Here is a 19,282-nt window from a genome sequence, read left to right on the forward strand (position 1 = left end):
ACGCATGCCGGCCGCGTCGTGGTGGGCCCGGGCCGTGGTGGAGTCCACGCTGACCAGGGAGAGGTCCACCTCGCCCCGCGCGGCTGCCTTCGCGATCAGCTCTTCCAGCAGGGCCTCGAAGACTCCGGCGTCCCGCCACTGCCGGAAGCGGTTGTGCACGGTGGACCACGCGCCGAACTCGACAGGCATCTCACGCCACTGCGCTCCCGAGCGGAACTTCCAAATCACACCCTCGAACTGCTGCCGCAGCCGCGCGGGATACGGGCCGTACTCGCCGATCGGCAGGTACGGCTCGACGTACTCCCACTCCTGATCCGTCAGTTGCCGCCGTGTCATACACACCGGCCTACCCGATCCTCCCGCTCCACGAGAGCGAAACCCACAGATTGATCACGACCCAATACACGCCCTAGTCCGGGGTCCATCCCCCACTGCCAGACGGCTGCGATCTTCCTCGGAGTGGGCCGGTCGCGGGTTACCTCGGTTCGGGTGAACCGAGGTAACGCCCGTCTCCGCAGGCTGGCGTAAGGGACGCTGCCCTTGCAGAGGTAGGAACTCCATTTCGTGTAAAGGAATTACATCAGGGGTAGCAACCCTGATTTGCAAAACATCCATGAATTCCTTGGATGCTCGCATGGGACTTCGACAAGCATGCCTCACAACTATAAAGGACCTGAAAGAACTGGCCCCGTTGTCGCAGCGCGTCGCTCGCCGAGTGCGCGGGCGAGTTGCTCGCGAAGTTGGTGGTTCTCCTTGGTGAGGCGCCGGATGCGGTCGTTGGCGGCCTCAAGCCGCCGTAGCAAGGAAGCATCGGAGGCGCGTTGGCGTGCGGGGATCCTAGACCTGGGATCTCGACCGAGCATTGCCCGCAGGTGCTCGATCTCCGTTCGCAGGTCCGGCTGAGCATAGAGCCAGGAGCGGGAAACTTGCGCTCGTTTCGCGACGGTCTCGAACGTGACTGGTTCGCCCGCGGCATCGAGAGCGCGGAGTGCCTGAACGGCCTTGGAGCGGGTGTACTCGCTTCGGCGGCGGGCGGCGTCGACGATGTGCTGGCTGTTGTCAGCCCCGGCTCTTCAGCGGAATTGGTCGATCTGACGCCCTGACAGCAGAAAGGTACCGCCGACCTGCAAGGATGCGAGTGTCTAGATCGAATCCGGCGCAGGAGTCAGGGCACCTTTCTGGTGAGCGAGCGTACAGGGTGGGACCGCGGTCTGTCTGTGACGGCCGATGGGAAAGGGCTGGTCGGGCATGCGGGGGCGGTGCTGCTGCGCAAGCTCGCCGACCGCGTCGGCCTGAGCGACGCACTGGCGGGAGTGCTGCCATCGGGCACGGCCTCGTCGTGGCGGGACCGGGCCACCGCGCTCGTCGGCCTCGTCGTCGCGATCGCGCTCGGCGCCACGAATGTGCTGGAGGCCGAGCAGTTCCAGCTCCACCACGGCTCCCTGTTCGGACCGGCGGTGTCGGACTCCACGCTGCACCGGCTGCTGTCCACGACGGACGAGACGAGGCGCGCACAGATCGCGAAGGTACGACAGAGGGTGCGTCGCCACGTCTGGACGCTGCTGCACCTGCGGCCCGGCGGCTTCCCGTATCTGACCGTCGCGGGGCGGCATCTGAAGGGCTGGATCGTGCTCGACATGGACGCCACGATCATCACCGCGGCCTCCAGGAAACAGGGCGCCGCCGGCACGTTCAAGGGCACCTTCGGCTTCCACCCGCTGGCCGCGTGGCTGGCCAACACCGACGAGTGCCTGGCGATGGAGCTGAGGGAGGGCAACGCCGGCGCGAACACCGTCGCCGATCACCTGCGGGTGCTGGATGCCGCACTCGCACAGATACCCCGCTCCTCTCAGGCCAAGATCCTGGTGCGGGTCGACGGCGCAGGTGCCACGCACGGCCTGCTCAAGCGTCTTCAGGCGCTGAACACCACGCGGCGCACGGTCCGCTACACCGTCGGCTGGACGATCACGCCCGAGGACGAACGCGCCATCGCCCGCCTCCCCGAAGCCGCCTGGGAAACCTCCCTGCGACAGGACGGCGAGGTCCAAGAGGGCTACTTCGTCGCCGAGCTGACCGGGTTGAACACTCGTGAGGGCTGGCCCAAGGGCATGCGGCTGATCGTCCGCCGCGTCAAGCCCTCCCGCCGGCACCTGGGGAAGCTGACCGCGTTCGAGCAGAAGACCGGCTGGCGCTACTCGATCACCGCAACGAACATCCGGCACATGGGCCACATCGCCGGCACCCACCAAGTGCAGTTCCTCGACGTCCTGCACCGCGATCACGCCGAGGTCGAAGACTGCGTGCGCACCAACAGGGCGATGGGACTGGCGAACCTGCCGTCCAAGTCCTGGGAAACGAACGCGAGCTGGATGCTCACCGCGAACCTCGCCGCCGATCTCGACGCCTGGCTGCGGCTGCTGACCCTCCACGACCAGGCGGACCTCGCCGACGCCGAGCCGGACACGATGCGCTTCCGCCTTTACCACCTGCCCGCCCGGCTCGCCCACCACGCACGCCGCCGTCACCTGCGCATCGAACGGACCTGGCCCTGGGCGACGGCGTTCACGACCAGCTGGAAGCGGATCAACAACCTGACCGCCGCCACCTGACGACCAGCCTCCGCCCCAACGCACACCGAGAGGAGGAAGGCAGGCAGTCTCCGGGCCCGTGGAACCCGGCGCACCCCGCAGCGACACGCGACGGCCCACTCTCACACGGCGAGGGACATTACGGGCGAACTGCCGGGCCGCTCAACGACCAAACCCCACCGAAGAATCGAGGTCAGCTCGCATCTGCAGTTGCCTCCGGCTGATCGGGATCGGATTCCAAGGTGGTGATGATCTGCTCCAGGTTGCCCAGGACCTGCTGGTTCATCTCGACCACCCGTGCTTGGCCGCGGGCCTCGGCGGCGGAGACGATCTGTAGCAACTGCTGGCGCTGTTCTCGGTGTTGTGGCAGGAATTCGGGGGTGGTGACGAACGGGTACGGGGCTGCCGTGGACATTCGGGAACCCGGCAGGCTCCCAGACCGAAGATCAGCTCTCCCGGAGCAGGGATGAACACATCGACGCGGAACTCCGGCCGGACCGCGGCCATGAGTTTACCCAGCAGCCCTGAGCCGGGAAGGGGAACCACCCCCAGGCCCTCGCCCTGATCGCCGACCCCGAACTCCGCCAACGCCTGCACGTCGTCTACGCCGAGGCCCTCAGCCTCTGAACCAACGTCCACACGTCACGCCGTGCCTACGCGGGCGAGTGCTCCTCCTCCACGGCAGCGAACAGATGCTCGCCGTGTGCCCAGCGTTTGAGCTCCGGACGGCCCACGAGGACGATCCCGTGACGCCGGGCGAAGTCCGTCGCGGGCCGGGTGAACCCGTTCAGGGCGACGATGACGGCCACCTTCGCGTGATGCTCGGGCACCGCGGTGCCGTTGAATCGCTGCACAGCCTCGGACCCGACGGTGCCGCTGTACTGCTTGCACTGCAAAACGATCTTGTCGCCGTCTTCGTCCCAGGCCACGACGTCCGCCCCCAGGTCTCCGGATCCGCCAACCCGGCGGGCGCGCCGGAACCCGTCCCGCGCGAGCAGGTCGGCGCACGCCTGCTCGAAACCGTCCGCGCTCATCGCGGCGAGCTGCTTCATCCGGAAGGTCAAGACCTCCGGCGCCGCACTGCCGGTCTCGCTGTCGCTGCTCTCGACCGGGCTGTCATCGGCTACATCGCCGTAGGCGACGTAGCCGCCCCGGTCAGAGAAGACCACGAAGCACAGCAGCACCAGCATGCCCAGGATGATCAGCGCGAACCACCAGGGATGCCCCATGAGCCACCCCCACACGTCCTCACTGAACCAGCCGCCCACATCCTCACGCACCCAGTTCCATGCGTCCACCGTCAGCCACTTCCAGGCGACCTTGGCGATGGCCACGCCGAGGATCAGCCAGATGATGCCCTTCAGCACCGAGTCCAGTGACCCGTCCTCGTTGAACACCGTTGCCCCTCCTCTGTCCTGACAGCCGGTGGCTCGCGCTACGCGGCCCGTCGTACCGCAGTCCTGCGTGGCCGACGGGCGGGCAGTCGCAGCAGGGTGTGCAGCGGGACTCCGTCTTCGGCCCACTGCCGCAGCCGTTCGCGGTCGACCCAGTGGATCTGGTGCCGCTCGCCCCATGCTTTGGCGTCCCGGGTGAAGCCTCCGTTGGTGACCACGACCGCGATATCGGCTTTGTGGACAGGCCCGGCGGTCCCCTTGACCTGATACATCACCTTCGAGTCGACCTTCCCGCCGACGGTGGTGTGCTTGGCCTGCAGCACGATCCGCCCGCGCTGGGCATGCCGGCCGATGACGTCGGCCGCCTGGTCGCCGGCCTGCCCGACCTGCTGTGCCGACCAGCCGTCACGGATGAGGAGATCCCGCAGCGCGAACTCGAACTCCGCATCGCTGAGAGCGTCGATCCGAACGAGCGGGAGGCGCAGGACCGCGAGGAGTGCGGCCTGGGCCCGCCGTAGACGAAATCGACTCACCTGCCACCAGGCGACAGCCAGCAGGACCGCCGCTGCCGCGGCGACGGTGAGCGGCCACTCGCGCACTGCCGCGCGCCACAGCACCGTGGCGGCTTGCACCAGCATGGTGGCCACAGCCAGGGCGACGATGACCGCCGCCACCCGTTCGCGTCGGCCGCGCGGCGCACGAAACCGCATGCCGCTCATCACCGGCTCGGTGATGCAGACACCGAAGGCGTGGGGGAAGGCTTGTCCGTCTCGGCTGCACTGTCGCTGCTGGCGAACCCGAAGACCTGTCCCCAGAGCCAGACGAAGGCGACGATCCCCGCGATCGTCCAGCCGCCCAGCTTCTTTCCACGTGGCCGTGGATTCCTGCGGATGTGGCGACGGACCTCGTGAAATCCCTCCGGCGGCATGCCTTTCCCCCTCCTGCGACCTGGCAACTTGAAGATGCTGCCCTTCTGATATGGGTGTATCAGCGGGCACTGACAAAAACTGATGGATCATCACGAGGGCCAAGGCGCATCGATCACGATCCGGCCAACACCGTTCCAACCTCCGTGTAGGTCGCTGAGTTGCGTTAGCGGATCTCCTCTGACCTGGCAGTTTCCCGTATCCTTCGGCCGCGTCGCCTGACTTGCGCGCCCTCGCATCCCAGCGATTTGCCTGCGGCTGCCGGTAGTTCACCTGGGCCGGCGCTCTGGAATTGCTCCTGGAGGGTGGATCGCACTTGGCGTGAAAATGGCGTGTCGATCAGTGCCCGATACCAGATCTGGCCACCGCTTTTCGGCCTGCCGGGAAAGGTGCTTCGGCACGCCGCCGGAAGTACCGCTGTTCCGATCTCGAATGTTTCGTGAACGCCCCGCGCGCCACGCCTTTGGCCGCTACCGTCCGGAGCGGAATCCGCGCGAGACGACAGGAGCACGGCGTTGGAGAACTTCTTCGTCCCCAAGAAGATCTGGCAGGGCGGAGGCCCCTTCCCTCACGTTCTCGTGCTGCTGAGCGAGTATCCGGAATTTCGTGAGTACGCCCGCGCCCACCACGAGCTGCTCAGCGAGTACGGCGACAAGCTCGGCGTGATCCCTGAGGAGTGGCTGCACTCCACGGTCCAGGGCATCCATCACGCGCTCGACGACGGTCAGACAGACAAGCTGCGGGGCACCCTGCGCGACCAGCTCGCCGGGATGCAACCGTTCCAGATCCAGCTCGGCCCGGTGTGGCCGGGCATCACCGCCGTCACGGTCGCCGTCTACCCGGAAGACGGGATGGCGGCGCTCAACGGCCGCGTCCGCGCGGCGATGGAGAAGGTGCCCGGAATCGAGCTCAGGGCCAAGGAGGCTCGGTTCTGGGCTCACGCATCGTTGTCGTATGCCCGCCAAGATTTCGCCGATCGGCAACTCAACGGGGCCTTGCGGGCTCTGCGGCCCCCGCGCGTGGACATCACGATCGACCGGGTTCACCTCGTCAACCAGTACCAGCACCCCGACAAGGGTTACTACACCTGGGACGTCGTCGAAGAGGTCCCGTTCGGCTAGCTGTCCTCCGGCGGGCGAGCGCGGGCGGCGGAGCGCGCGGCCACGCTGGCGGCGTAGGCCATCCAGTCCCCGCCGCTCGCCCGCTGCCAGGTGACGGCCACGCTGACGTGTACCCCGAGCATCTTGGCCAACTGCCCTGCAGGCAGCTGCTGGGCGAGCGCGAACAAGGCGGCGCCTCGGGCCTGCCGCGACTTCACGCCGATCGCGTTCATCCGTCGGTGCAGCTGTGAATCGTGGATGGGCCGGCCCGCCGAGCGTCCGGGGAAGAGCCAGTCTCCTTCGTGGCGGATCAGGGTGTTGGCGGCTCGCGATGCGAGAAGGTTCAACATGAGGCTGTCCAGCGGCGCCGGCAGCTGGATGGGCCGAGCGCCGAGGCTGAGCAGGACGTGGCCATCCTTCTGCGTGACACGGTCGGTGGTCAGGCGGTTGATGGTGCTGGCTGTCTGCGCGTACAGCAGCACGAGCAGGCCGGCCACGCGGTCGGCGGCGGGGATGGTCTCGTCGTGCAGCAGTTTCCGGGCGACGGACCATCGTTCGTCCTGGTCGTGTGGACCGGCAGGCCCCGTCCAGCGCGTCGCGGGGGCCTTGGTGCCAGCACGGGCATAACGTCGGAGTACGGCCCATCGGACGAAGGCGGAGCAGTGCTTCGGGTACGAGGGTGCGCTGCTCAGGTAGCGGTCCACTTCCGCCTGTGTACAGCTGCTCAGGGTTTTGCCCTGGCTCTCCAGCCAGCGCAGGAAGGCGTTGGCCGCCACCAGGTGGGTCCGGACGTTCAGGATCTGCTGGATGCTGGCGGGCTGGTCCTTGAGCCGGCCGCGCAGCCGGCGGAGTAGGTGCCAGTCGATGAACCCGCGCAGGGCACGCGGGTGCTCACCGGCCGCGTATCCGGCGATGGTCTCGTTCACTTCGCGTTCGAGACGCACCAGCCCTTCGTCGCGGAACGCCAGGGCTCCGACGGAGACGAGCATGGAGCGGAAGTGGTCGAGGGTCTTGTTCGGGGGCATGGCGTCGAGTGCGGTGTGGGTGATGTCGGGCTGCTCGCGCACCAGCGCGGTGATGGTCGCCTGGACGTTTGCCTTCCTGAGCCAGGTGATCGCGTAGTTGGGGTGGTCGACCTGGACGAGCCGTTCGCGGAGCAGATCCAACTCGGGGGCGATGGTGCCGTTGTCGTTTGCGAAGACCTTGCGCAGGCGGGCGTCGAGGCTGCACCGGGTACAGGGGGCGGTGGTGAGTTGCCAGGTCGTGTTGCAGACGTGGCAGCGTTTCCAGAAGTCCGGGTCGGGGTTGACGCAGCGGGCGCACAGCGGCTCCTTCAGGGTGCCGCCGCGGACAATGCCGCTGTCGCCGCATCCCGAGCAGACGATCCAGCGGCCTTTGCACAGGTCGCACAGGGGTTTGCTCGTAGCGCGGGAGATGGTTCCCCGGCCCGTCCGTCCGCAGATCGAGCACGTACGTTCCGGCCGGGGCCGGCACTGCAGGCAGACCGGTCCGGCATCGGTGCGTCCGTACACGCGGCGTCGGTTGCCGCACCCGACGCAGATCTGCCGGTTGCGGGGGTCACCGGACCAGCAGGGCTCGCACAGGGCAGTCCCGTCCTCATTGCGGTGGTTGATCGGCTTCGTCTTGCCGCAGCGCGAGCAGAGGCAACTCTGTGCCTTCGCGGCGCAGTAGCCGCACACGCGCACCGCGCCGAGAGGCTGTCTCAAGGGCTTGTGCCGTCCACATGCGGGGCATGGCGGAATCACCACCGCCCGAGCGCCGGCTGCGTGTAGTTCCTCGATGAACCGCAACACTCCCTGGACCGGTGCCGAAGCGCCCTCGCCGGTGAGCAACTCCGGGTGTTCGATGACAGCGGCTGTGATCTGGCGGCGCCCGACTGGGCGCTGATCCGCACGCTTCAGGGCTTCGGTGACCGCCTCGGGGGTCACCGCCGAGTCAATCCCGATCACTACTTGCGCGAGTGCTGCTGTCAGATCGTCTTCGACGAAGCACCGCTGGCAGTAAGGGTGACCGTGGCGATCCCGGCCATGGACCTCCCGGTCCTGACCACACTGCGTACACGCCACACGCGGGCTCGGGGTCGCCACGCAAACCGAACATCCCCACTCGCGTCCCGCGAATGTGAGGACACGCGGCTCGCGCCCGCACAACCGGCAGACAGGTGCAGCGAGTTGTTCGGCGCCCGCGCGTTTCAGGGCAAACAGCAGCTTGCCGACCATGATGGCCGCAGGCGGCTTCCCGGTACTCAGCACATCGGGGGCCGTGTCCAGTTCGACGACAAGCCGACGCTGCCGAGCGCGTTGCCGGACAACGTCGGCGGTCACCGCGCGGACGACCCCGCGATCGAGGGACGTCTCCACCCGGCACAGGACATCCACGAGCTCGTCGAGCGGCTCGCGTTCCGGTTCCGCGCCCTGCTCGTGGGCGGCGGCTGCTGTCACGTATCACCGCCGGTGATCCTGGCCCGCTTGGGCCGCAGGCCGCCCAGCCCCGGTGCCGGAGGCTCCGCCGAACTACCGCCGGACGCCGCCTTCTTCGGGCGGGCCCCGGCGCCAGCCGCACGAACGGGCTCGATCAGGTCGTCCATCCGGCAGTCCAGGATGTCCAGCAACGCCATGAGGATCTTGAGGCTGAGCCGCTCGGGCCGCTCGACGACGAGGCGGTAGACCTGGCTCGACGAGAGCGTGATGCCGCGTTCCTCCAGCGGTCCTGTGAGGTCGGTGGTCGAGAACATCCCGCGCTCGGCCATCACCTTGCGCAAGTGCCACTGGTAGTCGAGCTTGGCGGCGGTCATCGCGGTGTCCATCTCCTCGTCGTCACACCCCGGCGAAGGCCGGAGCCAGGGCATTCTGCAGAGAAGTGTTCATGAAGTCATCGCTGACGTGCGTGTAGATGGCCAGGGAGCTGTCGCACTCGTGGCCAACCTGCTGCTGGATAAAACGCCTATCTACTCCGTCTTCGGTCAAATGTGTGACATAAGAATGCCGTAGCGAGTGGGGTGTGAGTTCCTTCGGCAGCTTCAGGGCGTCGCGGTACTCCTCGAACCGGTCGTTGATCGAGCCGGGACGCAGTCGGCCTCCGCGTTCGGTGACCCACAGCGCCCGATGGTCCGGGAAACCGAACTGCGGCCAGACGTTCTCGACGTAGTCCTGGACCGCCTCGGCCGCCCAGTCCATCACCGACAGGACGTTCCGCCGGCGCGGTGGCTGGCCCTTCTTCGCCTTGCCGTAACGGACGTTGAGCGTCCCAAACCGACCGAACCGTGGCGCCTTCGGGTTCCTGCCGAAATCGACCAGATCCAGCTTCGACGTCTCGGTCCGCCGTAGTCCCCACCCATAGATGACTTTGAACAGGGTGGCGTCTCGGTAGGCAGCGAGCGCACCCTTGCGCCGACTGCGGATCGCCCGCTCCACCTGGTCGTCCGCGTAGTCGAGGAACCGCTGGAGTTCGTCACGGCTGAACGGACGAGCTTCGGGATCGCCCTCGTAACCCTGGAGATGCGGGATCGTGTTCCACTCGTGGGCGATCGCCACGGGGTACGTCCCGAACTGCTCCTCGCAGGCCAGCGTCCAGTGGTACCGGGGGTCGATGAGGTATTCGGAGAACAGTCGCACCGTGCCCTGATAGCCGCGCACTGTCGAAGGTGCGAGGCCCTTCTCCGTGGTCAGCGAAGCCGACCACTCATCCATGTGGGAAGGAGTCCAGAGCCACGGGTACTCGTTCGTGAAGGTGTGGAAGACGCGAACCATCTTCTCGCGCGGCTCGTACGTGCCCTTCTTGAGGTTGCGGGCCTGCTGCTGCGCCCGCCACCCACTGAGCATCGCCTCCCACACGGTGTCCTCGGGCCGGAACCGAAGCGCGCCCGAGACAAGTTCCAGATTGGCCGATCCGGCCAGCTCCACCCTCGGCTGTCGCATCATGAACGATCCCTCCTGACGCGCAAATCATGCATCAGAAGGGATCGCGTGGCAATGTGTGCAGGTGAGGCGGTTGTAGCGTGGTGCGCTACGAGTAAGATCGAGGGGCTAGCTGGTCAGGCGGTCAGCGCGAACGCGCCCATCTGATGCAATTCCCGAGGCTTCCCGTACCCGCACGACATGTGGCACCAGAAGTGCTCCTCGGCCGGCGGGAGGACCATTCCGGCCGCGAGCAGGCCTTCGCGGACACGACGGTTAAGGTCCGCCAGTCCGTCCTCGGGCCAGATCTCCACGATGCCCGCGGAGCCGGACGCACGGGCCGGGCCGATCTGGATCTGGAAGGGGTCCACGTCATCGAGCTGTCTCTGCACCGCGGCGGCGGCAGCCGCGAGCTGCTCGTCGTCCACGCGAACACCGGAGGTGTTGAGCTGCCGGACGGACTGGATCGTCATGTGCAAGTCCTCGTCCGCGATCGGCGTGATCACGTCCGGGAACCGGGCGACGATCTCGCGCAGCCGGCCGAAGTAGTCGAGGACCCGCGGCTCGTCCTGCGGCAGCCACAGCACGTGCGGCTTGACCCAGTCCTCCTCCGGCCCGTCCTCGCTGCCCCACAGCCGATTCGGGCCCATGAAGCGCCGCATCACCGCTCCTCACTGATTGCCTGAAGTCCCGCGAGTTCTACGTCGTTACGAAGCCGCAGGTCGAGCGAGAACGCAGGTCGGTGCAGGTGCAGCCCTTCGAGGGGAAATGATGATGTTGCGTCGGGAATCCTGACGGTCTGATGAGAATCTCGATGCACGGTCGGATCTCCTGATCTGTAGGGTGTCGATGGCTCTTGCGGCGTTGCGCTCGCCTGGCCTCCTGCGGCGCCCGCGGGCGCCGCAGGAGGCCAGGGACTTCGAGCAGTCGATGGTCGATCAGTGCTGCTCGTCGGTCTGAGGTGGGCGGGGAGCCGGCCCGCCCTCGATCGCCTCTCCGGCGCTTCATCTCAAGTGGTGCCGTATGCGCAATATCGCTCGGTGCCCCATCCGATGGCGTCGTGCACACCGCGCAGGAGCAGGGAATCACCACGCCCGGGGTAGGTGGGCAGGAGGTCGGCCAGTCGCTCCGTGCCGAGTCCCTCGCTGTAGTGGTCCACTGCAGTGCGGCGTGCCGAGGCTGCCTGAGCGGTGGCGGTCAGCGTGCGCAGCTTCTTGTGGGCTGTGGATCCGGTGCACCGTCCTGACCCGATGGTGGTGTCTCCCAGTTCGGCCCGCAGTAGTTCACGGCCGCGTGCGATGTCACTGCGCAGCAGGTGCGCTCCGAACACCGTTACCGGTACAGAAAGGTGGGCCGTTGCGTGCCGCACCGCCTGGTGGATGAGGATGTGGTCGGGGTGTCCGGTTAGTCCGTCGGCACCAACGGTGAGCACGATGTCGGGGTTAATGTCGGCTATGTGCTGAACGATGGCACCGGATAGGTCTTCGACCCGTGCGCTGGTCAGGGACCGTGGCGACGGGCGGCCAGCGGTGTCGATCCAACGCCCCTCGTCCAGCCAGTCCCACTGATGTACACCGAGGGCTGCGGTCGCGCCGGCGAGGCGGCCCGCGCGGCGGGTGCGTGCGGCGACCTCTGTTTGACCGGGCTCGCTTGCCTCGCCGCCGGAGGCCACGCGCAGATGCACAGTGCAGCCGAGCGCGCTGAGCGTCGAGAGCGCGGCCCCGGTGGCCCATGTCTCGTCGTCGGGGTGAGCGTGCACGGCCAGTACGGTTGCCCCGGGGTCGGTCATGTGGAAGACCGCCCGTGCGGCGCTCTGCCTGGCAGTGTGCCGCTCACTCATCGCTGCGTGCCGAAGTCGATGCAGGCCAGCGCCTTGTCGTCGGCCACCTTGTAGCGGGGGTGCTTGATCCCGTCCGCGTCGTCGTTGCGCTCGTAGGCGTCGATGGTCTCGACCACCTGCTGCGGCCCGAGGCCGGTGCAGGCGTCGGCGAACGCGTCCCAGGACCAGAGCCCGTAGGGTTCGACACCGGCCTGGGCGCCGTCCGTCATGACCCACATGCGCTTGATGTCCGAGACCGGCCAGGAGCGCACCACGGCCTGCCAGGCGGCTTCCGTGGCGGCCTCGGCCACCCAGTACGCCAGCGGGTCACCGGTCCGGTTGATGTGCTGCATCTGGTGATCCCGCAGTCGCTTAACCACCTGGCGGTGCTCCGGAGACTGGAATCCGCGCCCGGCCTGCAACTGTTCGAACATGACCTCGCGGTCGGGGGAGAGGCGGACGAGGGTCTCAAGGCGCTCGTCGCGCAGCACCTCGAAGCCATCGCGCTGCTCGACGACAACGGGCGTGTCGCACAGTACGAGCCCATCGACCATGTGGTCGTCCGGGCGGTGACGCACGATCGCCACGGTGGCCGCCGGCGAGGAACGGCAGACCAGCTTGTGCTCGTGGGCCACCGCATAAATGGCCTCGTTGAGCGTGGTGCGCAGATCGAGGTGCTGGTTGCGCCCGTGCGCGGCGATGATCTCCTCGCCGAGGGTCTGGGCGTACCAGCCGCCACGGGGTGTGTCATCGGTGAGGGTGGAGACGCCGTCGAGGACGACCACCAGGGTGGAGTCCGTGTTGATGAGGATGCGGTCCTCGGATGGGCGGCCACCGCCGGAGAGTTGACCAGTCGATATCTGCACAGGATTGCCTTTCATCGTCTTCGTGTTGTGGGTGGAGTCGTCAGCACGCATTGGTGCGGCGACGGGTAAAGGGGCTACGACTGCGCGCTGACCTTGCCGAGGTGCAGTTCGTGGATCGCGGGCAGTTGCGCGGTGTAGCACAGCCCGAGGCCGGGCCCAGGTGCAGGCCGGGACGGGTTCACTCCATCGAGCGCAAAGGATGACGTTCCGTCGGGAATCCTGACGGTCTGCTGAGAATCTCGATGCACGGTCGGATCTCCTGATCTGGAGGTGTTGATGAGCCTGGCGGTGGTGCGGTCACTCGGCGTTCCGCGTCAGCTGCAGACGCCCCAGGAGATCGAGGACTTCGAGCAGGAGATCCTCGACCAGTACCTGCTCGCCTGCCTCGGCGCGGGCGTCGCCGACTCGACCTTGAACTCGGACCGCACGGTGATGTTCGAGTTCGCCCGCTTCCTAGGGCGGCCGGTCTGGACGGCCGGGCCGGAGGACGCGGACCGCTTCCTCGCGCGGCAGCGCAAGGAAATGGGTCTGGCCAAGGGCACGGTGTACACCAAGGCCAACCGGATCGCGCAGTTCTACGACTTCCTCATCGAGCGGTACCAGGGCGACGTTCTGGCGCTGCTGGGCGTCGCCGTCCAGCAGCCGATCGACGACTACAACCGGCCGGCGAAGCCCGACTTCGCCGCCGGGCGGGTTCCGCCGACAGAGCTGGAAGTCGACGGGCTGTTCACCCAGTGGGGCCAGTCGCTGCCGGCCGCGCGGAAGTACCTGACTGCGGCCCGGGACTACATGGCGGCCTCGCTCTGGCGCAGGGTCGGCCTGCGGATCAACGAGTCGCGGATGCTCGACCTGCGGTACTGGCGCCCCGACCTCGGTGAGTACGGCAAACTCCACGTACGCCACGGCAAGGGCAGTCGCCGGCGGGGGCCGAAGCCGCGAATGGTCTCCGCCATCAACTCCGTCGATTCCCTGGTGAATTGGTGGCTGACTGACGTCCGCCACCAATTCGACGACGACTGGACGAACCCCGATGCCCCCTTCCTGCCCAGCGAGCGCCGCGATCCGCACACCGGGATGTGCGCCCGGATCGGGGACGACGCACTGCGCAACGGGCTCGCGAAGGCGGTCGGCCTGTGGCTGCCGGCCTGGGAGGGCCGGCTCACGCCGCACGGGCTGCGGCACTTCTGCGCCTCCTCCCTCTACATGCGCGGCATGGACCTCAAGGCGATCCAAGAGGTCCTCGGACACGAATGGCTGTCCACCACGACCCGGTACATCCACGTCCACGACGCGCACGTTGAACGGGCGTGGGCGAGCGCCAACGACCGTGTTGCTGCCCGGCTGTTGACCGAAGGAAGGTGAACTTGTGCAGTGGAACCTGCGGATGAAGGCCGCGGAGCGCGGGATCTGGAAGTCCGCCGAGATGCGCCGCCGCTTGGCGGAGGCCGGGCTGGAGATCAGCGCCGGGAAGATGTCGGGGCTGTGGACCGGCACCCCGACCACGATCCGGCTGGACGACCTGGACGTGATCTGCGCGGTGCTGGAGTGCGAGCCGACTGACCTGCTGATCCGGGAGCCGGAGAAGGTCGCCGCCCTTCGCCCGGCCGAGCCCGAGCAGCAGGCGGCCAACGGGCCGTCCGTCGTGCCCAGGCTCGGACGCAACCGCACCGCACCGCCCGTATGAAGGTCACGACACCGCGCCCGTGTGCGACTTGTCGGGCCAAGCCGGTTGCGACCAACCGGTCGCGCTACTGCTTCGACTGCCGCCCCGGCGGCCCGTACGCCCCGCCGCCATGCCGACGCTGCGGAACGACGGAGAACTACTACAGCGCCGGACTGTGCTTCTGGTGCCATCCCGGCCGCCCCACGATCGCCAGCTCCTGCCCGGACTGCCTGGCGTGGGGCGTCTATCAGCACTCGCGCGGTATCTGCCTCGCCTGCCGCATGTTCCGCAAGCGGCACCCCGACCGCGGAGCGTGCCGCATCTGCCGGCACACCGCGGCCCTGTGGGACTGCGCCTGCCGCCTGTGCCGTCGCCAAGCCGCGCTCGCCGAGCGCGAGCGCGGCACCAAGGCCCGGATGGATCTTGAGGACGGCAACCGGAAGGGGCAGCAGCTGTACTTCGGCGACATGGACCGCCGGGTCGGCCTGTCCGTGCCGATCGAGACCCGTCAGCAGCATCGCGCCGCACTCCGCGCCCGCTCGGCATCGCCTCGCCCCGTGGAGCCCGTCACCCACCGGCAACTGCTGCTGTTCGAGGTCCGCCGCGACCTGAAGGCCGGGCAGCGCCGCGGCTTCCCCGAGCCCACGGACGCCGTGCTGGCCGCAGCCCTCGACCAGCGTGCCGTCGAGTACCGGCAACGCCTGGGCTGGAACACCCAGTTGGATTGGGCAGTCCGACGCTCCCTGCGCATTCTCCTGGGCACCCAGGACACCCCGGGCGCCCCCATCAAGGCCACCGCCGTCGTCCAACTGCGCGAGGTGAACCTCCCCGCCCGTCACGCCCTCGCGATCCTGGCCGAGGCCGACTTCCTGGAGGACGACCGTCCCAACACCCTGGAGATGTGGTTCCACGCCGAGACCGCCGCATTGCCGGCGGACATGGCGGCGGAGGTACACGTCTGGTTCACCGCGATCCACCACGGCAGCCGGAAGCCGCCCCGCTCCCGACCCATCGGGCACACAGCCGTTCGGCACTACGTGCGCTGCGTCCTGCCGATGCTCCGTGCCTGGTCTGCGAACCACGCCTCGCTCCGCTCGATCACCCGCAACGAGGTGCTCGATGTCCTTCCGGACGCTGGGTGGCAGCGTCACGACGGGATCACCGCCGTCCGGAGCCTGTTTCGCACCCTCAAGCGACACCAGATGATCTTCCAGAACCCCGCCGCCCGGATCTCCCAGGAGCGAAACACGGGCATCCCGCAGCCGGTCGACCGCGATGCCATCGCCGACACCTTGAACGACCGCAACCCGGTTCGCGCCGCACTCGGCGCCCTGGTCGCCTTCCACGCCCTGACGGTCACCGACCTCCGGCACCTGCTGCTCACCGACGTCCAGGACGGACGGCTGCGCCGCGGGGACCGCACCATCCTTCTCGCCGCGCCGGTACGCGCCCGCCTTACCGCCTACCTCGATCTGCGCGTCCGAAAGTGGCCCACGACAGCCAACGCGCACCTGTTCATCAACGCGCAGACGGCCAACCACACCGGCCCAACCAGCAACGTCTGGGCAACCAAGATCCTCGGCCTCTCGGCCCAGGCTCTGCGCGAGGACCGCATCCTCGACGAGCTGGTCGCGACCGGCGACGTCCGCCGCCTGTGCGACCTGTTCGGCCTGAGCATCGCCGGCGCCGAACGCTACCGCGTCGCTCTTGACCCACCGGGCCTGGCGACGGAGGGTTCGTGAGCCACGGTCGCGCCAGCCGGCCACCGTACGCGCGGCGTACGGTAAGCCAGCCGGTTCCAGAACTCCCGCCCTCACCCTTGGGCCCCAGGGCCAACGTTCCGTGAGTCCACGCCAGTTCACCCTTCAGAATTCGCGAACTCTCGGACTATCTTGGAGGGGACGAAGTCCACGTAGACCGGCAGGTGGTCGGAAGCCTCCTCGGCGGCGGCACTGCGGTGAGCCTGGTAGCCGGTCAGCGCGGGCGCGACGGAGCGGCTGGCAAGGATCAGGTCGATGCGCCTCGGCCCCCACGGGTCGGGATCACCGCGGCCATCCTCCCAGTGCCCGACCGTCGGCTCCCACGGAGCACCGAGATGAGCGGCGGCATCGACCATGTACCCCTTGCGCAGCAGCGCCTCGGTCTGCCGCCGGTCCGCCAACTGCGTCGTACCGATCGTGCCGGCCTGCACCTGGAACTCGAGGTCGTCATGGCGCATATCGACATAGGGCTCGGCGTCGTAGTGCCGGCGACCACCCTCGCCGTCATCGACGTCGGCGGCCGAGATCGAGTTGAAGTCGCCGACACAGAATCCGGGCTTGACGCCACCTGTCGTACGAAAGGTGCCCTTCAGCCGGAGCGCCTCGTTGTACCGGAAGTCGGGGCGGAAGGGGTCTCCGTGATAGCTGGCCACGAGGATCGGCTCCCTGGCGCCGACGTCGAAGCGGGCCGTGGTGCAGCCGTGCCAGTAGTCCGGCGCGCCGAAGGGGCGGTAGGAGCGCTCGATCAGATTCACGGTGTCGGTGTTCCACATCAGAGCTGTCCACCACGGCCGGTGCCAGTTCGCGGCCATGGCGGTACCGTGCGGGTGGCCGTCGCTCGCCCCCACGGTGGCGGTCAGGCCGCATTGCTCGGCCAGGTCCTGGATGATCGCGGCCGCTTCGTCCTCCCAGGAATCGCGGCTGGTGGTGTTCTCGTCGACGACGACTTCCTGTAGGGCCAGGATGTCCGGCGCGATCTCCTGGATGGCGGTCGCCCGGGCGTTCCAAGAGCTGGTGCCTCGGGTGGCGGGAGTGAGCTTGTACGCGTTGAGGTTGGCAAGACGTATCGTCCGCACGGTTCCCCTCCTTGTCGTGGGCTGGTGTTCCATGAGCCAGGCGCCGGATGCGCCCGGCCAGGGTGGTTAGTCGGTGTGGCGGCGTGGGGCCAGCCGTGTCCCGGACCGGGAGTTCTCACAGTGCTGTGGCCAAGCGCTGGTCAACAGGCGCTTACGGTGGGCCGATTGGTCCGGGAGCACATCACGATGAAGCTGGCTGTGGGGCGCGCGGATCGGGGGCGTGGGTGATGGCCACCCACGGTTCTGCCGAATCGAGTTCGGTGACAGGCTGGCGGGCCGCCCGGGGAAGACCGAGCTTCTGGCGGGCCTGGTGGACGGCGGCGAGCTGGTCGGCGGCCGCCGGTCCCCAGTCGAAGAGTTCCGTGGCCTGTTCGGGGGTGACTAGGACGCGGGTGTAGGTGTGGCCGGTGGCCGGATCCGGCCGTGCGGGACCGACGCCGGTGAGTGCCGCGGCGTAGCGCAGGTATCCGCGCCGACCTGCGGGATCGGTGACGTGTCCCAGGATCAGCGGGCTCCCGATCCGGGCGGCTGCCTCCTCGTCGGCTTCGCGACGCAGGGTTGCTACGGAGTCGCCCTGGTCCTGCTCCTCGGGTGTGCCGCCGGGCAGGATGGCGGCTCCGGTGTCGGGTTCGAGGAGGACGAGGACGCGCCCGTCTGACGCGAACAGCCACCCCCACGCCTGGGTGACGGTGAGATCGTGCAGGGCCGGTCCGTGGTGCCAGGGGTAGCGGTAAGTGGGGCGGGCGGTCTGCAGAACGGCAAGGCGGTCAAGGACAGTGGGGGCGATTGGGAGACCGTTTTCCAGGAGTACCGTGCCGGCCGCGTTGATCCGGGCTCGCAGCGCGGACAGGGCGCGTCGGGCGTCGGTCGGGGAGAGCAGGTCGGGCAGCCGTGCGGGCTCGACGAACTCGATCCCGGTGATCTCGCTCGGCGGCAGACGGATATCTCCGATCTGGTCGTCGTCCCAGGTGCCGCCGTCGAAGACGTGCAGAATTTCGCCGGGAAACCGCATGGCGGTGGGCGCGCCAATGCTGTCGGCAGAGACCCAGTCGACGGCCAGGCACCGGTCGACGGTGGCGGTGACTCCGAGCTCCTCGACCAGTTCACGGGCTGCTGCGCGAGCGGGGGACTCGTTCTTGTCGACGGCGCCGCCGGCCAGGAGACAGGTGTCGCGATAGTCGACGTGCTGGACCAGGACCTGGCCGAAGGGGTTGGTGATCAGCACAGACGTGCCGACCCACAGGGCGGCCGAGGCACGCAGAGCGCCGTACGCCTCGTCGGTCATGGCGGTGCCGGGCAGCTCGCCGGGAACGGATGTGGTCGTCATGGCTCTCCGAGTCAGAAGGGGCCGGTCGGGCCCGGGAGGGGGTGGTTGGCCGCCGTCAGGCGGTGAGCCGGTGGGGGCCATCCGGGGCGGGTCCGGTCGCGAGCCGGGTGAAGTACTCGGTCGCGATGATGTCGCGCCGGGTCTCCTCGGGCAGGCGGGCGAGGATGCCGGGCAGTGGCCGTTCGCGGGCGACCTCCCCGCGGTGCGCGAGGATCGCGGCCCACTTCTGCTCCAGCCAGGGGGTGACGTCGACGGTGGTGGTGGCGTACGCGTCCGGCACCGCGAGCACGGCTTTGCCGACGGCCTCCAGAAGCGGCCCGAGTTCGCCGGCACCGGACTCGGGGTGCGTGGCGCAGTACACGGCACGCGGTTGCCAGGGCTCCCCTGCTTCAGGGTGAAGGTGCGGAAGGCCCGCGTCCTGAGCGGCGAGGAGAGCGGCCTGGTGGGTGCGGCGATGGTCCGGGTGACCGGTCAGCTGGCCCAGGGCGTCGTGCGTGACCACGATGTCGGGGCGGAACGAGCGGATCTGCTGGACCAAGGCGGCGACCACCTCGTCGAGCGGTGCGTCGACGAGCCGGGGACGGCCGGGAGCCGCCTGCGGGTTGCGGGCATCGCCGTATCCCAGCATGCGGGGCGGACCCACGCCCAGCGCCCGCAAGGCGTCGGCGAGTTCGGGAGCCCGCGGGCTGTCGGGCGCCCACGTCATGGTGACGACGGCGGTGCGCGCGTGCGCGGCGGCGTGCTGGGCGAGGACACCGCCGGCGAGGAGGCTCTCGTCGTCGGGGTGCGCGAACACGCCGAGCAGGGACGGCATCGTGGAGGACGCCGCCGGCTCGGGGATCAGCT

General features: G+C 68.3%; 19 protein-coding genes. 5 read left to right on the forward strand and 14 right to left on the reverse strand.

The genetic code is table 11. The features are described from left to right. Positions 1-336: transposase (locus tag ACIRQP_RS37390; RefSeq protein WP_403898845.1), on the reverse strand; the 336-nt coding region annotated here is incomplete at its 3' end. A 326-nt stretch (positions 337-662) separates the two neighbouring features. Then, positions 663-1,046, reverse strand: a complete 384-nt coding sequence (locus ACIRQP_RS37395) for a DUF6262 family protein (RefSeq protein WP_403898964.1) — start codon at positions 1,044-1,046, stop codon at positions 663-665. 171 nt (positions 1,047-1,217) lie between these two features. Between ACIRQP_RS37395 and ACIRQP_RS37400 the strand changes: the two genes are divergently transcribed. Next, positions 1,218-2,609, forward strand: a complete 1,392-nt coding sequence (locus tag ACIRQP_RS37400) for an IS1380 family transposase (RefSeq protein WP_403898848.1) — start codon at positions 1,218-1,220, stop codon at positions 2,607-2,609. A 172-nt stretch (positions 2,610-2,781) separates the two neighbouring features. Here ACIRQP_RS37400 and ACIRQP_RS37405 read toward each other — a convergent pair whose 3' ends face one another. The 3 genes from ACIRQP_RS37405 to ACIRQP_RS37415 form a co-directional block, all read right to left on the reverse strand. Beyond that, positions 2,782-3,003: a hypothetical protein gene (locus ACIRQP_RS37405; RefSeq protein ID WP_403898851.1), complete on the reverse strand. Its 222-nt coding sequence runs from the start codon at positions 3,001-3,003 to the stop codon at positions 2,782-2,784. Positions 3,004-3,241: 238 nt separating this feature from the next. Then, positions 3,242-3,985: a restriction endonuclease gene (locus tag ACIRQP_RS37410; RefSeq protein ID WP_403898854.1), complete on the reverse strand. Its 744-nt coding sequence runs from the start codon at positions 3,983-3,985 to the stop codon at positions 3,242-3,244. A 38-nt stretch (positions 3,986-4,023) separates the two neighbouring features. After that, entirely contained in the window at positions 4,024-4,701 is a 678-nt protein-coding gene (locus ACIRQP_RS37415; RefSeq protein ID WP_403898857.1) for a restriction endonuclease, read from the reverse strand. Between the two features lie 722 nt (positions 4,702-5,423). Between ACIRQP_RS37415 and ACIRQP_RS37420 the strand changes: the two genes are divergently transcribed. Further along, complete coding sequence (locus tag ACIRQP_RS37420; RefSeq protein ID WP_403898860.1) at positions 5,424-6,029, forward strand: 2'-5' RNA ligase family protein; 606 nt, start codon at positions 5,424-5,426, stop codon at positions 6,027-6,029. Here ACIRQP_RS37420 and ACIRQP_RS37425 read toward each other — a convergent pair. From ACIRQP_RS37425 to ACIRQP_RS37450, 6 genes are all read right to left on the reverse strand, one after another. Beyond that, positions 6,026-8,248, reverse strand: a complete 2,223-nt coding sequence (locus ACIRQP_RS37425; protein WP_403898863.1) for a site-specific integrase — start codon at positions 8,246-8,248, stop codon at positions 6,026-6,028. The two genes, ACIRQP_RS37420 and ACIRQP_RS37425, sit on opposite strands and share 4 nt — an antisense overlap. Before the next feature lie 218 nt (positions 8,249-8,466). Continuing rightward, entirely contained in the window at positions 8,467-8,823 is a 357-nt protein-coding gene (locus ACIRQP_RS37430; protein ID WP_403898967.1) for a helix-turn-helix domain-containing protein, read from the reverse strand. Positions 8,824-8,845: 22 nt separating this feature from the next. Next, entirely contained in the window at positions 8,846-9,949 is a 1,104-nt protein-coding gene (locus tag ACIRQP_RS37435; protein ID WP_403898866.1) for a tyrosine-type recombinase/integrase, read from the reverse strand. Between the two features lie 113 nt (positions 9,950-10,062). Next, a complete protein-coding gene (locus tag ACIRQP_RS37440) occupies positions 10,063-10,587 on the reverse strand; it encodes a 2'-5' RNA ligase family protein (RefSeq protein ID WP_403898869.1) in 525 nt (174 codons plus the stop codon). 347 nt (positions 10,588-10,934) lie between these two features. Continuing rightward, positions 10,935-11,714 carry a PIG-L deacetylase family protein gene (locus ACIRQP_RS37445; RefSeq protein WP_403898872.1) on the reverse strand — a complete coding sequence of 260 codons (780 nt, stop codon included), beginning with the start codon at positions 11,712-11,714 and terminating at the stop codon, positions 10,935-10,937. Positions 11,715-11,761: 47 nt separating this feature from the next. Beyond that, entirely contained in the window at positions 11,762-12,610 is an 849-nt protein-coding gene (locus tag ACIRQP_RS37450; protein WP_403898875.1) for a hypothetical protein, read from the reverse strand. A 276-nt stretch (positions 12,611-12,886) separates the two neighbouring features. Between ACIRQP_RS37450 and ACIRQP_RS37455 the strand changes: the two genes are divergently transcribed. Genes ACIRQP_RS37455 through ACIRQP_RS37465 form a run of 3 tightly spaced genes read left to right on the forward strand, consistent with a single transcriptional unit; the run spans position 12,887 to position 16,015 of the window. Then, positions 12,887-13,972 (forward strand): tyrosine-type recombinase/integrase, encoded by a 1,086-nt coding sequence (locus tag ACIRQP_RS37455; protein WP_403898880.1) that lies wholly within the window; start codon positions 12,887-12,889, stop codon positions 13,970-13,972. A 4-nt stretch (positions 13,973-13,976) separates the two neighbouring features. Further along, the gene (locus tag ACIRQP_RS37460; RefSeq protein ID WP_403898883.1) at positions 13,977-14,294 is read left to right on the forward strand and encodes a helix-turn-helix domain-containing protein; all 318 of its coding nucleotides are present in this window, start codon (positions 13,977-13,979) and stop codon (positions 14,292-14,294) included. Continuing rightward, a complete protein-coding gene (locus ACIRQP_RS37465; RefSeq protein ID WP_403898885.1) occupies positions 14,291-16,015 on the forward strand; it encodes a hypothetical protein in 1,725 nt (574 codons plus the stop codon). The genes ACIRQP_RS37460 and ACIRQP_RS37465 overlap by 4 nt, the downstream gene beginning before the upstream one ends. 116 nt (positions 16,016-16,131) lie before the next feature. Here the strand turns inward: ACIRQP_RS37465 and ACIRQP_RS37470 are convergent, their stop codons facing one another. The 3 genes from ACIRQP_RS37470 to ACIRQP_RS37480 all read right to left on the reverse strand — a co-directional run bounded on the left by ACIRQP_RS37470 (position 16,132) and on the right by ACIRQP_RS37480 (position 19,250). Beyond that, entirely contained in the window at positions 16,132-17,109 is a 978-nt protein-coding gene (locus tag ACIRQP_RS37470; RefSeq protein WP_403898888.1) for an endonuclease/exonuclease/phosphatase family protein, read from the reverse strand. Between the two features lie 181 nt (positions 17,110-17,290). After that, the gene (locus ACIRQP_RS37475) at positions 17,291-18,436 is read right to left on the reverse strand and encodes an NUDIX domain-containing protein (RefSeq protein ID WP_403898891.1); all 1,146 of its coding nucleotides are present in this window, start codon (positions 18,434-18,436) and stop codon (positions 17,291-17,293) included. Between the two features lie 55 nt (positions 18,437-18,491). Then, positions 18,492-19,250: a PIG-L deacetylase family protein gene (locus ACIRQP_RS37480; protein WP_403898971.1), complete on the reverse strand. Its 759-nt coding sequence runs from the start codon at positions 19,248-19,250 to the stop codon at positions 18,492-18,494. Between the last annotated feature and the right edge of the window lie 32 nt (positions 19,251-19,282).

Origin of the sequence: Streptomyces sp. NPDC102274 (genome assembly GCF_044766385.1) — a bacterium.
Classification (GTDB): Bacteria; Actinomycetota; Actinomycetes; order Streptomycetales; family Streptomycetaceae; genus Streptomyces.